We start from the raw sequence: 13,879 nt of genomic DNA, 5'->3' as shown, positions 1-13,879 counted from the left end.
GGAGGCCGCCTGTTGAGCTTGTAATGATCACTGTTTTGCACAAGGCCGAAATGACTGTGCGATTTTTTAAATCGGGGATTTTTACCTTAGATGGTAAATATATTATGATGTCCTTGCGATATCAATATGTCTATCAAGGGTATAGAACTCCAATCTCAAACGTGATATAATTTACTTCCCATTGCCATGCCGATGGTTTATTATGAAAACTGTGAGGTCTCATTATGAATCAAAAAGAGTTAAATGAAATCCGCCGCCGTATGACTCCCAATAAAAGCAACATCAGCAAAATTTATGGCTGCTACGTCAATAGCAATAAAGCCATCATTTCATATCTGGAAGAATCTCTTGGAATTATGCCTCAACTGGAAATAGAAAAGTATATGATCTTTCTAAAGAAGGCTCTATCCGGGAGTCTTGGAAAAAACCTGGTCGATATTGTTTTTTCTACCCAGCAGGTGCACGACAGCGATGAACACCGTTTGCTTACAAGCCTGACGAACTCAGAGCTCAAAGATGCCGCAGCCAGAGAACAATTCTATCAAAAAGTAATACAGTCGCTGGATATGGAGGACTGCAATTATCTGATTCTCCTTGCCAGCGATGCCTATGACGTGCCGCATCGCGGAAAAGACGACGAGATTCAGGTTGATGCTTCCGACACCGTTTTCAAATACATCATCTGTGCCGCCTGTCCTGTCAGAGATGGCAAACCGGAACTCGGATACTTTTCCGGCGAAAATGAGTTCCATGGCTATGCGACAAAGCAAATAGTCGCACCGCCGGAACTTGGTTTTATGTTTCCGACCTTTGATGCCCGTGCGGCAAATATTTATAATGCGCTTTTCTATTCCAAAAACACAGCACAGATTCACCACGAATTTATCGACGCTGTTTTCCATACGACAGCTCCCATGTCTGCTGACGAGCAAAAAGAAACATTCCAGAGTGTGCTTGCTGACTCTCTGGCGGACGGTTGCAGCTATGATGTGATTCAGGCTGTGCACGAGCAGATTCGTGAGCGCATTGAGCAGCACAAGGAACGTAAAGACCCGGATTCCCTTGATATTACATCCCGTGAGGTTGGGCAAATTTTGCAAAGCAACGGCGTCCCGGAAGAGCAGATTCAGGTATTTCAAGAAAGGTGCGGAGAAGAATTCGGCGACGAAGCCGTGCTCAACCCGCGCAACATTATTGACAGCAGTAAATTTGAACTCGTCACACCGCAGGTCAAAATCTCTGTCGATCCGGAATATAGCTATATGGTGGAAACAAAAATGATTGACGGTAAAAAATACATCCTTATTCCAGCTGACGATGGTGTCGAAGTCAATGGCGTTAATGTAAAAATAGCAAGGGACTAAAAAAGGCTGGCTTATCTTTGACACTCTGATAATATCATCCGAGATTGCAGGTTATTGTCTCCATTGTGGTGAAGGAGGCTATGATTGTATTCCCGAGGGCACACTCTTACCAAAGCGATGTTTGATTATCTTCCGCCGTGGCCAAGAGCTGCGGCGGTATCTTTTTAAGCATTCTCCGGAAGGTCGACGGTTCTATAAGCCACCCTCTAATTTCCTCCCTCCGCAGCACCACCGGCATCCGTGAATGAATCCCGCACACAGACTCGTTTGCCTCCGTTGTCAAAATACAGTAGCAGCGCTCGTCCTGCCGCTGATCGTAGATACCCGCCATATAGAGTGGCTGCGCGTCCGGCAAGCGGAACAGGTACTTTCGCTTATCCGCGCTCCACTCATAAAAGCCGCTGGCAGGGACAACGCAGCGGCGCGTTCGAACGCTGTCCCGAAACAATGGCTTTTCCTCCGCGCTTTCCGACCGAGCGTTGATCATCAGAGACTGCTGGGTCTGAAAGCCCCAGCGCATGAGATCTGCTTCAATCATGCCTTCCCGCTCCACCAAAACCGGAGCCTTCATCGAAGGCCAAATTTCACCCAGCGTCCATGCGCCCCCTTCGCAGCGGCGCTGGACCTCCTGAACGATTTCCTGAAGCTCCCCGCTCTGCTCCGCCGTGAACTGATATCTCCCGCACATTCCAGCATCCTCCCTGTCCGTTTCCGCAAATTTTCTACGGGTATAGTATAGCACATTTGGCGCACCCGTTGAGGCAAGCAGAAAATACCTCTTGAGTTTTTAGAATATGCGCACCAAGGTATGTCATAAACAGCCATAGGCAAGTATATCCGGTTCAGCAAGCTGGCGCGGAGATTGTCTATTATTCCTTGCCGGTAGGTGATCTTCTCTGTGTGGATCCGGTCACCGGGGAAAAACTGCGCCGCGTGGGCATTCCCGCCAGAGGATATAGGAGAAAAGCGCCCATCTCAGGTGAGATGGGCGCAGAATCAATTATATTTTTGGTGTTGTTGCCAGCATTTACATGCCTATTGCGAATTTGCTGCAATTCAAATTGATTGATACATTTTAATGTACTCTTCGGTCAATGTTCCCAGCCCCATCATGTTGTAGACCTCCACGGGATTAAACATTTTCTCACGATCTTTAAGAGTGTTTTCCTGCTCAAACAGATTGGCAAACAGGTCATACATTGATTTTGCCGCCACAGCCATTGCCGACCGCGCGAATGCGGCGTGCCGCCGCCCCGCAAATTTTCTTAGACAGCACGGCAGGCCTATGGTACAATGTGAAACATAAACCATCCACTTTTAAGCCGGTTTTGGGAGGGCGCGCCATGAAAAAAATCATTCTGGCCCCCGATTCCTTTAAGGGGACCATGACATCCCGGGAGGTCTGCGGCGAGCTGACCGCCGCGATTCGCGAAATCTTTCCGGAGACAGAAATTATCTCCCTCCCCGTCGCGGACGGGGGTGAGGGCAGCGTGGACGCATTTCTCACCGCCTGCGGCGGCGAGCGGGTTTCCGTAACGTGTACAGGCCCCAACGGGCAGCACATTGAGGCGGAGTACGGGCTTTTGCCGGACGGGACGGCGGTAGTGGAGATGGCCGCAGCCGCGGGCCTTCCTATGGCGAACCCGAAAAACCCGGAGCGCACCACCACCTTTGGCGTGGGGGAACTGCTGCGCCACGCGGCAATCCGGGGCGCGAGGAAAATCATCATGTGCCTTGGTGGCAGCGCCACCAATGACGGCGGCTGCGGAGCCGCAGCGGCCTGCGGCGTTCGGTTTTTTGACGAAGAGGGGAATTCCTTTATTCCCGTGGGAGGAACGCTGCGGGACATCGCCCGCATCAACCTGTCCGGGTTGGACCCCGCCCTTGCTGCCATTCCCATCGTAACCATGTGCGACATTGACAATCCCCTTTGCGGCCCGACGGGGGCGGCGGCGGTGTTTGGCCCCCAGAAAGGGGCGGATGAGGCCATGGTCCTGCGGCTGGACGAGGGACTTGCCCACCTTGCCGATCTGCTGCATCGGGACTGCGGCGTGGAAGTGCGCAGTCTCCCCGGCGCGGGGGCGGCGGGCGGAATGGGCGCAGGAATGACCGCATTTTTTAAAAGCCACCTGCAAATGGGCATCGAAACCGTGCTGGACACAGTGGGCTTTGAAGCCGCACTTGCCGGAGCCGACCTGGTAATGACCGGCGAGGGCTGCATGGACCGTCAAAGTCTCTGTGGAAAGGTTGCGGCGGGTGTGGCCCGGAGGGCCGCTCTTCGCGGCGTACCGGTGGTTGCTCTGGTTGGAGACGTGGGCGAAGGCGCGGAGAAAATCTACGCGCTGGGCGTTACGGCGGTTTTTTCCATCAACCGCGTTGCAGTTCCCTATGAACAGGCGCGACTGCGGAGCCGCCGGGACCTGCGCGCCGCAGCGGGGGATATTCTGCGGCTGTGCCGCGCTCTTGAAATTTCAGGGCGGCTGTGATAATATTGATAAATCATTTACGGCAGACAGGCCGAAAATAACTTGACAGTTTTTCAGGAAATCAGACATCACGAAAAGGAGCAAGCCCGCCCATGATTAAAATTACCACGGACAGCACCTGCGACCTGCCGGTCGCCCTGCGGGGGGAAAACAATATCACGGTGGTGCCGCTGGGCATTGTAAAAGGCGAGCGTGTCTACCGGGACGGCGTGGACATCCATCCGGCGGACATTGCCGCCCATGTGGACGCCGGCGGCGACATCACCACCACCAGCGCGGTAAATACGGCGGATTACCACGAGCTGTTCAGCAATCTGCTGAAGGAATACGACGCGGTCATCCACATCAATCTGGGCGCCGGTTTTTCCTCTTGCCACCAAAACGCCAGAATTGTGGCTGAGGAGCTGCCGGGCGTCTACGTGGTGGATTCCGCGAACCTGACGGTAGGCATCGGCGAGCTTGCCCTGCGGGCGGCGCGGATGGCGCGGGAGGGCCGCGCTCCGGAGGAAATCGTTGCGGAGCTGGAAAGCCTGCGCGACCGGCTGGAGGTCAGCTTTGTGCTGGACCGGCTGGACTATATGAAAAAAGGCGGGCGGTGCAATTCCGTCACCGCCATCGGGGCAAATCTTTTGAAGCTGCACCCCTGTGTGGAGGTCATCGACGGGAAAATGTCCGTGACGAAAAAATACCGCGGCTCCATCGAGCGGGTGGTAACGGAATACCTTCACGACCGGCTGGACGGACGGACCGACATTGACACGGAGCGCGTCTGGCTGGTGGACACCGCCTTCTCCCCCGCTCTGGCAGACATCGCGCGGGAGGTTCTCCGCGCGGACGGACGCTTTGGCACCATTTTAGAAGGCAAGGCGGGCTGCACGATTTTTTCCCACTGCGGACCAAACACGCTGGGCATCGCGTTTTTCCACAAAAAGAGCATCGACTAAAAAAGCCCCTGCCCCGGCGGACAAGCGTTCGCCGGGGCAGGGGTTTACTCCGGATACGAGAATTTTCGCCGGGACTTTTCTTCCTGCGACCTTCTTTCGTTTTCCGGGCGTATCTTTTTACATTCTTACTTCTCCGCGTTTTCTCCCAGATCCCTCCGGCGTGTTTGCTCCCCCGGGTTCTCCTCGCGCGTCCCCCCCCCGCTCTGTGCCCTCTCCCCTGCCTGACTAAAAACGACTGCGAATGCTTATGGGCAAAAAAACACGCCCCTTCCGGGACGGTAAATCATTATTAAAAAACCAACCCCCCATCTGTCCAATGCAGATGGGGGGTTACTTCTGACTGGGGTTCTCTGCCATGTTGGTACCTCTTACTTTCGCAGATTCACGTTTGGAAGGCTGGGATACTGAGGCTTGCTGTGGGATACCGGAAAAAGCTTTGGGATGACCGGAAAACAGGAAAAACGCTCGGTGGCAGCCAATCCATAAAACATCAGGTGCACGCAGATAGTTGCCTTGGACATTGCCAAAACCGAATCTCGTGAGTCTCATTGAAATGAGCCGTGTCTCGTCTTTGGTCCCCTCCGTGGGTTTACTGGAGTCCGCCGGAAATTCGCCAAGTTTTTGCCGGGATGCCGAGAAAACGCTTGCCTTTGCAGGGAAAAAATTGCTTGTCAAAACGGGTATGCGCTTGCGGTGACATTGCGGGATACTTCCAAACGCGACGGTGAGAAATGAGACTGAATTTCGCTGAGCCAGCTAGCCTATTGGACTCATTCCCTCCCGGTAATTATTAAATACCACATTAGCGCATAAAAGTCAAGTGGTTTTTGTGTGATTCTACATTTTGTAATTATTGTATCCTTAATTTTTGTGCAATTTTACATTGCACTTACTCGGACTTTAAGCCCTCATCTGCGTCATCCCCCAGTGTTCGGAAAAAGGCGGAGGGCGACAGGGCGGGCTGGGTGCGAAACGCCAACAGAAGCGCATCTATGTTGTCTTCGTTGTGCTCAATCTCCCGGCAGTAAATCCGCAGGGCTTCATCAAGGGGCAGAAGGCTTGCCGCCCGCTCCACTACCAAAACGCCCAGCAGAGCAAACTGCACCCGCCCCAGCAAGTCCCCGTCGTTGACGGTCTTGAGGGTATAGCGAAACAGAAAGTAGGCCACAATCCGTTCCATCAAAGCTTCCGGGACAGCGCCGGGCACAGCCTCCCTGCCACGGCGCAGCAACGCCCGCCAATCATCTCCCAGAATTTCCAGCCCGGACAGTGCCTCCCATGCCCGGGGAAAAATCCCCTCCCCGGCCATCTGACAACCGGGGGCCGGAGCCGTCCACGCCCGGCAAAGCGCCGGGAGTAACGGGGCCTCGTTCTTGTCCAGTAAAATCTGCGCTTCCGCCGTCAAAGCCAACAGCTCTGAAAGGCGGAAACCAATTTTGCGGGAGGGGTCCTGTAAAATCTCGAAAAGCTTTTTCCGGACGGCCAGCAGCGGGTCCAGCCAAGGGTCCCCCGACTCGCCCTCCTCGTCCGTTTCCGTCTCGGGAAACGTCAGCGGCGCATGGAAGGAGAGCAACAAACGACAGGCCTCCGGACAGGAAGCCACAAGACTTGTCTCCCTCAGCGGGCCGTAGTCCTCGATGAATCGGGGATGGCTGCGGCAAACCTCGCCGGTGCGCTCCGGCCCAAGGGCCCGGTGGATGGCACAAAGGCCGTCCATGTCCCAGAAGGGGCAGCGGCCCGTGTCCGTCAGGGCAAAATAGTCCTCTCCGTCCTCGGTTTGCAGAGACGCCCGAAGCCGCTCACCCAGCGGCCCCGGCAGGGTGCGGTAAAAGGCGGCGGAAGCTTCGTCCACCACTACCTCCCAGCCCTGACAGCAGGAGTGGGGGCACTCCCCCGCAAGGCACTGAAATTGTTTAAGATAATCCGGCGCCCGCAGTTGCATGCCGCCCGCTCCCTTTGATTAAAGATTTAACCCGCCCACGGCGGCCTTCAGCCGCTCCATGGCCTGCTCCAGCACTGAGCGGGGACAGGCGGCATTCAGGCGCATGAAACCGCTGAGGTTCCGTCCGAAGGAATCCCCGTCATTCAGGCCCAGCCGCGCCTTGTGAATCATAAAGTCGTGCAGTTCCCGGTTGCTCAGCCCCAGTGCGCGGCAGTCCAGCCAGACGAGATAGGTGGCGTCCGGCACGGTGGGCCGAATCTGGGGAATATGTGCGGCGCAATAGTCATGAATGTAGTCAAAGTTGGCGCTGAGATACGGAAGAAGCTGGTCCAGCCACTCGTCGCCATGGGTGAACGCGGCCTCCATGGCCGTGAGGGAAAAGGCGTTGTTGCGGTGAATGTCCATGCGGTGCCAAAAGCGGTCGAAGACCTGCTTCTTGTGCCGGTTGGGAAACACCACGGTGCTGGCCTGCAAGCCCGCCAGATTAAAGGTCTTGGTGCCGGAAATACAGGTGATGACGTTTTCCGCGACGCTGGCGGTGACGGTGTGTTTCTTCCCGTGGAAAATTAAATCAGAGTGAATCTCGTCGGACACCATGGGTACGCGGTATTTTTCGCACAGCTCGCCCATCCGCCGCAGTTCCTCCGCCGTCCAGACGATTCCCAAAGGATTGTGGGGGTTGCACAGGATAAAGAGGTCGCACCGGCCCAATTTTTCCTCAAAGTCCGCCCAGTCCACGGTCCATTTCCCGTCCTTCTCCACAAGGGGACTTTCCACCACGGTGCGCTCCCACGCCTCAGTCATGTCGTAAAACTCGGAATACACCGGCGTTTGAATCAATACGCTGCCCCCCGCCGGGGTGAATAGCTGTATGCAGGCGGAAAGCGTCTGCACCACGCCGAGACTGAAGCTCATCAGGCGCTGGTCGATGTCCCAGCCGTTGCGCCGCTTCTGCCAGCCGCGGATGGCGGCAAAATAGCTGTCTGGCCGGGCGGTATAGCCCCAGATACCCTCCTCCGCCCGGGCCTTCAGCGCATCGATAATGGGCTGGGCGGTGCGAAAGTCCATGTCCGCAATCCACAGGGGAATCACGTCCTCCGTGCCGAACTTTTTCAGCCGCTCGTCGTATTTGGCGGCGCGGTTGCCGGAGCGGTCGATGATCGTGTCGAAATCATAGTTCATAAATAGCCTCACTTTCCAGAATCACCAATGAATTTATTCACGCAGGGCGTGAGCCGTTCAAATAAAGGAAACGATCCGCCCCGGAGCCGTGCCGTGGGTCCTCCACGGCGTGAATGACGCATCGGACACATTCTGCGGCTTTGCGCGGCTTAAAAAGCAATGCCAAATGCAAAGCAGCCGCCTTGCGGTTATTTTACCACGCTTCCGTCCCCCGCGCAATCCCGGCTGTTCTCTCCCCGCTGGGAGCTTTCGCTAATCCTTTTTATGGTGCAAGCGGCAAAATTCCGCATTTTTTTCTATTGACAAACCCGGCTCCTGCGTTTAGAATTACCTCGAATTAGTTCAATTTTTTTGACTAAATAAACTTAACTATTTGAATTTAAGGAGATATTGACAATGGATTTTGAGAAGGTACGAGACGTAATCGTGGAAACACTGGCCTGCGAGGCCGATCAGGTGACGATGGAAGCCACTCTGGCAGAGGATTTGGGCGCGGATTCCCTGGCCTCCGTGGAGCTGGTGATGGCGCTGGAGGAGGCCACGGGCGTGGCCATCGACGACGCGGAGCTTCCCAACCTGAAAACCGTGGGCGATATCGTGAAGTATCTGGAAGCCCACAAGGCCTGATTGCCGCACATCGACCGAAAGGGAACCGCTGCGGTTCCCTTTCGCGCTATAAAGGTTTTTTGCGCGCCCCCTCTGGGCCGTCAAAAGGCGCGGGTCCCCAGTGAAAGCCCGGGACGCGAATAAAGGAAGGAGAATCATGACCAACTCCGAGATTTTTGAATTGATGGACCGCTTCGAAAAAAGCGGCATTTTGACCATGCGTGTCTGCGTTGGCGGCGATGAGCTGGAACTGAGCCGGGCGGGCTCCGCACCGGCGATGGCCGCCGTATCCATTCCCGTGTCCCCCGCCGCATCCGCTCCCAAAGCGCAGGAGGAGCCGGTGATCCGCGCCCCGCTGGTGGGAACGTTTTACGCCGCCTCCGCCCCGGATCATCCGCCCCTTGTGAAGCAGGGCGACCGCGTGAGCAAGGGACAGACCGTGTGTCTCATCGAGGCCATGAAAATGATGAGTGAGGTGACAGCCCCCTGCGACTGCGTGATTGAAGAGGTCCTTGTGCAAAACGGCGACCTGCTGGGCTTTGACGCGCCCATCTTCCGCTATCGGGAGGCGTAACCATGTTCAGGCGCATTTTAATTGCCAACCGGGGCGAAATTGCACTGCGGGTGCTGCGGGCCTGCCGGGAGATGGAAATTGAAACGGTGGCGGTGTATTCCACCGCCGACGCGGATGCGCTCCATGTCCAGCTTGCCACCCGGAGCGTTTGTATCGGTCCGCCCAAGGCTGCGGACAGCTATCTCAATCAGGCGGCGCTTCTGACCGCCGCCAAGGCCACGGGCTGCGACGCGGTACATCCGGGCTATGGCTTTTTGTCGGAAAACGCCGACTTTGCCGACGCCTGTGCCGCTGCCGGGCTGAAATTTATCGGCCCCTCCGGCGATTCTATCCGCAAAGCGGGAAGCAAAGCCGCCGCCTGCGCGCTGATGAAGACGGCGGGCGTTCCCACGGTTCCCGGCTCCGGCGGCCCGCTGGCCGATGTGGATGCCGCTCTGAAAGTCGCCGGACAGGTTGGCTATCCCGTGCTGCTGAAGGCCAGCGCCGGCGGCGGCGGGCGGGGCATCCGCAAGGTGGAAGCCCCCGAAGAGCTGCCCGCCGCGTTTCACGAGGCCGTGGCGGAGGCTGTGGCCTGCTTTGGCGACGGAACCATGTATCTTGAAAAATTTGTGGTGAATCCCCGGCACATTGAGTTTCAAATCCTCGCAGACAGTCAGGGAAACACCATTCACCTTTTTGACAGGGACTGCTCCATTCAGCGCCGGAACCAAAAGCTGATTGAAGAAGCCCCCGCCCGGTGCCTCACGCCGGAGCTGCGCCGGGAGATGGGCGAGGCGGCGGTCCGCGCCGCCCGTGCCGTGGGCTATGAAAACGCCGGGACGGTGGAGTTCCTTCTGGCGGAGGACGGGCGGTTTTACTTCTGTGAGATGAACACCCGTATTCAGGTGGAGCACGGCATTACGGAGCTTGTCACCGGAGTGGACCTTGTGCGCCAGCAAATCCGCATCGCGGCGGGGCTTTCCCTTGGCTTTACACAGGAAGACATCCATCTGACCGGCCACGCCATCGAATGCCGTGTGAACGCGGAGGACCCCGCCGCAGATTTCCGCCCCTGCCCCGGCATAGCGTCTTTTGTACACTTTCCCGGGGGAATGGGCGTGCGGATTGACTCGGGGCTTTACAGCGGCTATGCCCTGCCGCCTTATTACGATTCTCTGGCGGCAAAGGTTCTGGTCCACGCCCCCACCCGGCTGGAGGCCATCCGTCGGATGCGCCGTGCGCTGGAGGAACTGACCGTGGAGGGCTTTGCCACCAACGCGGGGTTGAGCCATCTGATTTTGTACCATCCGGATTTTGTCCGGGGAACCTGCACCACCGCATTTTTGGAAGCTCATTTACAGGAGTTGGTGGATTGGGACCGCAGGGCGGTGGAAAGTGAGGCAGCCAAATGACTTCGATTTTTGCCCAGCGGCGGCAAAAGCTGCTGGCGATGAAGGCCTTTCGGGACGGGCAAACCCACGCGCCAACCGCCGAGACAGCCTGCCCCGGCTGCGGCCAAACCATGGGCGCGGGAGCGCTGTCCCAAACCCAATACGTCTGCCCACATTGCGGCTATCATATGCCGCTGGGGAGCTACTACCGGCTCAGCACGATTCTGGACGCCGGCTCCTTTCGGGAGCTGAACCCCCGCCTGACCTCCACGGACCCCCTGCGTTTTCCCGACTATGCCGCAAAGCTGGAGGCCACCCGGAAAAAGACCGGGCTAAACGAAGCCGTGGTCACTGCGTTGGGAGCCGTGGACGGACAAAAATGCGTCATCGGGGTTTTGGACGCACGGTTTTTCCTTGGCAGCATGAGCGCCGCCGTGGGAGAGAAAATCACCCGCGCCATCGAGTTTGCCGCAAAGAGCAGGCTCCCCCTGATTCTCTTCTCCGCCAGCGGCGGGGCAAGAATGCAGGAAGGGATTCTCTCCCTGATGCAGATGGCGAAAACCAGCGCCGCGCTGGCCCGGTTTGATGAAAAGGGGGGCTTTTTCCTCTCGGTTCTCACAAACCCCACCACCGGCGGCGTCACCGCCAGCTTCGCAAGCCTTGGCGATGTGATTCTGGCGGAGCCGGGCGCCTTGATCGGCTTTGCCGGTCCCCGTGTCATTGAGCAGACCATCGGGCAAACGCTGCCGGTGGGTTTCCAGCGGGCGGAGTTTCAACTGAAGCACGGCTTTGTGGACGCGGTGGTCCCCCGTAGCGAGCTGCGGAGTACGATTTCCCGCCTGCTGGCGCTCCATGGGAAAGGAGGCCGCAATGAGTGAGCCTATGACCGCCGCCGAGCGGGTGGCGATTGCCCGCCATCATCAGCGGCCCAATGCACCTGAGATTTTTGACTTTTTGTTTACGGACCTGTTTATCCAGCAGGGTGACCGTCTGGCGGGCGAGGACGAAAGCATTTTGGGTGGAATTGCCCGATTCCATGGGCGGCCCGTCACAGTGATTGCCACCCGCAAGGGCCGCACGCTGGACGAAAACATCAAATATAATTTCGGGATGCCCTCCCCGGAGGGTTATCGCAAGGCACTGCGCCTGATGCGCCAGGCCCAAAAGTTCCGCCGCCCTATTTTCACATTTATTGACACGCCGGGGGCTTACCCCGGCATGGAAGCGGAAGAACGGGGGCAGGGCGAGGCCATCGCCCGGAACCTGATGGAGATGAGCCGTCTTACCGTGCCCATCATTGCCACCATCACCGGCGAGGGCAACAGCGGTGGCGCGCTGGCCTTGGGCGTTGGGGACCGGGTACTGATGCTGGAAAACGCAGTGTATTCCATTCTCTCTCCTGAGGGATTTGCAACCATCCTGTGGAAGGATGCCTCCCGCCATGGGCAGGCCTGCGAGCTGATGCGGCTCACCGCCCCAGACCTGAAGCGGCTGGGAATCATCGACGAGATTGTTTCCGAACCGGCGGGGGGAGCGCATCTTGCCCCGGACATTGCCTTGCGTGCACTGGACGAAGCCCTTGCCCGGAATTTAAAGTCCTTTTCCCGCCAGAGCGGGGAGGCGCTGGCTGCGGGACGGTATCGGAAATTTAGACAGATGGGGACACCCCCGAAGGAGGACCAATGAGCGGAATTAAAATTTGCGGCGCGGGACACTACACCCCGCCGAAGCTGGTCAGCAATGCCGACCTTGAGAAAATCGTAGACACCAACGACGAATGGATTACGTCCCGCACCGGCATCAAGACCCGCCACCACTGCGTTGAGGAAACCCACGCCGACATGTGCCGCCACGCGGCGCAGACGGCGCTGGAGCGCGCGGGAATTAAGCCGGAGGAAATCGGCGTGTGCATCGTGGCCACGTTTTCCTCGGACTTCCTCTCCCCCAACGCCGCAAGCCTTTTGCAGCGGGATTTGGGCCTTTTAAACGACACGGTCTGCTTTGACATCAACGCCGCGTGCAGCGGCTTCCTCTTCGCCATCCACACGGCGGAGTGCCTGCTGGCGGCCTCGCCCCGGAAATATGGGCTGGTGCTGGGAGCTGAGATGCTCAGCCGCTTTATCAACTGGGAGGACCGGGGCACCTGCGTCCTCTTTGGCGACGCAGCGGCCGCCGCCGTGGTGGAATGGAATGAGGAATACGAATCCCTCGGCGCGGTGCTCCACTGCGAGGGCGACAGCGAAATGCTGGGCGTCACCGGCTCGGGCCACAAGGCTCCGCCGCAGATTTTCATGCAGGGCCAGCAGGTGTTCAAATTCGCGGTGAACGCCGTGCCCTCGTGCATGGACCAGGCGCTGAAGCGCAGCGGAAAAACAATTGACGATGTGGACTTTTTCGTGTTCCATCAGGCCAACACCCGCATCATTGATCTGGCGGTGAGGAAGTATCACATTCCGGAGGAGAAATACTACAAAAACATCGAGAAGTACGGCAACACCTCCGCCGCCAGCATTCCCATGGTGCTCAGCGAGCTGACGGAGCTTGGCAAGGTCGGCCCCGGCAGCCGAGTGATGCTGGTGGGCTTTGGCGGCGGACGCGCATGGGGCGCGGCGCTGGCGGAATTTAAATGAGAGGACGGACCCGCGCCTGCGGGGAAGCGACGTGATATGAGATTGAACGAGTTTCTGGGAACGGAGTTCCCCATTATTCAGGGCGGCATGGCCAATATCGCCACCGGCGAATTTGCCGCCGCCTGCGCCAATGCGGGCGCCCTTGGCATGATTGCCACCGGCGGCTGGGACGGCGAGCGTCTCCGGCAGGAGATTCGACGGGCAAGAGAGCTGACAAACAAGCCCTTCGGCGTGAATCTGATGCTGATGAGCCCTCATGCCGACGACATTGCAAGGGTCATTCTGGAAGAAAACGTCCGGGTGGTGACCACCGGGGCGGGCAACCCCGGAAAGTATATCCCTGCGTGGAAGGAAGCGGGCATTAAGGTGATGCCCGTGGTGGCGGCAGCGGTGCTGGCAAAGCGGCTGGAGCGCTACGGCGTGGACGCGTTCATTGCCGAGGGCACCGAATCCGGCGGGCATGTGGGCGAGATGACCACCATGGCGCTGGTTCCGCAGGTCATTGACGCGGTAAACGTCCCCGTTATTGCCGCAGGCGGCATTGCCGACGGGCGGCAGCTGGCGGCGGCCTACGCGTTGGGCGCGATTGGCGTTCAGGTGGGCACCTGCCTGCTTGCAAGTGAGGAGTGCCCCATTCACGACGGATATAAGCAGGCAATTCTCAAGGCGAAGGACTCCGACACCGTGGTGACCGGCCGCAGCATCGGCGGGCCTGTCCGGGTTTTGAAAAACAAGATGGCCCGGACCTATCTGGAGCTTGAAAAGCGCAACGCCACGAGAT

The 13,879-nt window shown here is 57.8% G+C and carries 14 protein-coding genes; 10 read left to right on the top strand and 4 right to left on the bottom strand.

Annotated features, from left to right (window positions below; translation table 11 throughout):
- Positions 1–224 precede the first annotated feature (224 nt).
- On the top strand, positions 225–1,364 hold the full coding sequence (locus B2W96_RS02715; RefSeq protein WP_293008315.1) for a DUF4317 domain-containing protein: 1,140 nt from the start codon (positions 225–227) through the stop codon (positions 1,362–1,364).
- A 106-nt stretch (positions 1,365–1,470) separates the two neighbouring features.
- Here the strand turns inward: B2W96_RS02715 and B2W96_RS02710 are convergent, their stop codons facing one another.
- Positions 1,471–2,052 carry an SOS response-associated peptidase gene (locus B2W96_RS02710; protein ID WP_293008313.1) on the bottom strand — a complete coding sequence of 194 codons (582 nt, stop codon included), beginning with the start codon at positions 2,050–2,052 and terminating at the stop codon, positions 1,471–1,473.
- Positions 2,053–2,420: 368 nt separating this feature from the next.
- A complete protein-coding gene (locus tag B2W96_RS02705) occupies positions 2,421–2,585 on the bottom strand; it encodes a hypothetical protein (protein ID WP_293008311.1) in 165 nt (54 codons plus the stop codon).
- Between the two features lie 122 nt (positions 2,586–2,707).
- On the opposite strand from B2W96_RS02705, the gene B2W96_RS02700 reads away from it, so the two are divergent.
- Complete coding sequence (locus B2W96_RS02700) at positions 2,708–3,850, top strand: glycerate kinase (RefSeq protein ID WP_293008309.1); 1,143 nt, start codon at positions 2,708–2,710, stop codon at positions 3,848–3,850.
- Positions 3,851–3,942: 92 nt separating this feature from the next.
- Positions 3,943–4,794, top strand: coding sequence for a DegV family protein (locus tag B2W96_RS02695; protein ID WP_293008307.1), 852 nt, complete (start codon positions 3,943–3,945; stop codon positions 4,792–4,794).
- Between the two features lie 889 nt (positions 4,795–5,683).
- Here B2W96_RS02695 and fliB read toward each other — a convergent pair.
- Together fliB and B2W96_RS02685 are read right to left on the bottom strand one after the other, a co-directional pair.
- Positions 5,684–6,736, bottom strand: a complete 1,053-nt coding sequence (gene fliB, locus B2W96_RS02690) for a flagellin lysine-N-methylase (protein ID WP_293008305.1) — start codon at positions 6,734–6,736, stop codon at positions 5,684–5,686.
- An 18-nt stretch (positions 6,737–6,754) separates the two neighbouring features.
- On the bottom strand, positions 6,755–7,918 hold the full coding sequence (locus tag B2W96_RS02685) for a MalY/PatB family protein (protein WP_293008303.1): 1,164 nt from the start codon (positions 7,916–7,918) through the stop codon (positions 6,755–6,757).
- Positions 7,919–8,314: 396 nt separating this feature from the next.
- Here B2W96_RS02685 and acpP point away from each other — a divergent pair, with 396 nt between their 5' ends.
- From acpP to B2W96_RS02650, 7 genes are all read left to right on the top strand, one after another.
- Positions 8,315–8,545 carry an acyl carrier protein gene (gene acpP, locus B2W96_RS02680; protein WP_293008302.1) on the top strand — a complete coding sequence of 77 codons (231 nt, stop codon included), beginning with the start codon at positions 8,315–8,317 and terminating at the stop codon, positions 8,543–8,545.
- Between the two features lie 136 nt (positions 8,546–8,681).
- Entirely contained in the window at positions 8,682–9,098 is a 417-nt protein-coding gene (locus B2W96_RS02675) for an acetyl-CoA carboxylase biotin carboxyl carrier protein (RefSeq protein WP_293008300.1), read from the top strand.
- A 2-nt stretch (positions 9,099–9,100) separates the two neighbouring features.
- A complete protein-coding gene (gene accC, locus B2W96_RS02670; protein WP_293008298.1) occupies positions 9,101–10,489 on the top strand; it encodes an acetyl-CoA carboxylase biotin carboxylase subunit in 1,389 nt (462 codons plus the stop codon).
- On the top strand, positions 10,486–11,346 hold the full coding sequence (accD, locus tag B2W96_RS02665; RefSeq protein ID WP_293008296.1) for an acetyl-CoA carboxylase, carboxyltransferase subunit beta: 861 nt from the start codon (positions 10,486–10,488) through the stop codon (positions 11,344–11,346). Before accC ends, accD begins: the two co-directional genes overlap by 4 nt.
- On the top strand, positions 11,339–12,154 hold the full coding sequence (locus tag B2W96_RS02660) for an acetyl-CoA carboxylase carboxyltransferase subunit alpha (RefSeq protein WP_293008294.1): 816 nt from the start codon (positions 11,339–11,341) through the stop codon (positions 12,152–12,154). The genes accD and B2W96_RS02660 overlap by 8 nt, the downstream gene beginning before the upstream one ends.
- Positions 12,151–13,098, top strand: a complete 948-nt coding sequence (locus B2W96_RS02655) for a beta-ketoacyl-ACP synthase III (RefSeq protein ID WP_293008292.1) — start codon at positions 12,151–12,153, stop codon at positions 13,096–13,098. The genes B2W96_RS02660 and B2W96_RS02655 overlap by 4 nt, the downstream gene beginning before the upstream one ends.
- 36 nt (positions 13,099–13,134) lie before the next feature.
- Positions 13,135–13,879: nitronate monooxygenase (locus B2W96_RS02650; RefSeq protein WP_293008290.1), on the top strand; the 745-nt coding region annotated here is incomplete at its 3' end.

Origin of the sequence: Oscillibacter sp. UBA6647, from assembly GCA_002455655.1 — a bacterium.
Lineage (GTDB): Bacteria > Bacillota > Clostridia > Oscillospirales > Oscillospiraceae > Oscillibacter.
The sequence above is the reverse complement of the archived record's forward strand: the minus strand, read 5'-3'. Positions and strand labels throughout refer to the sequence as shown.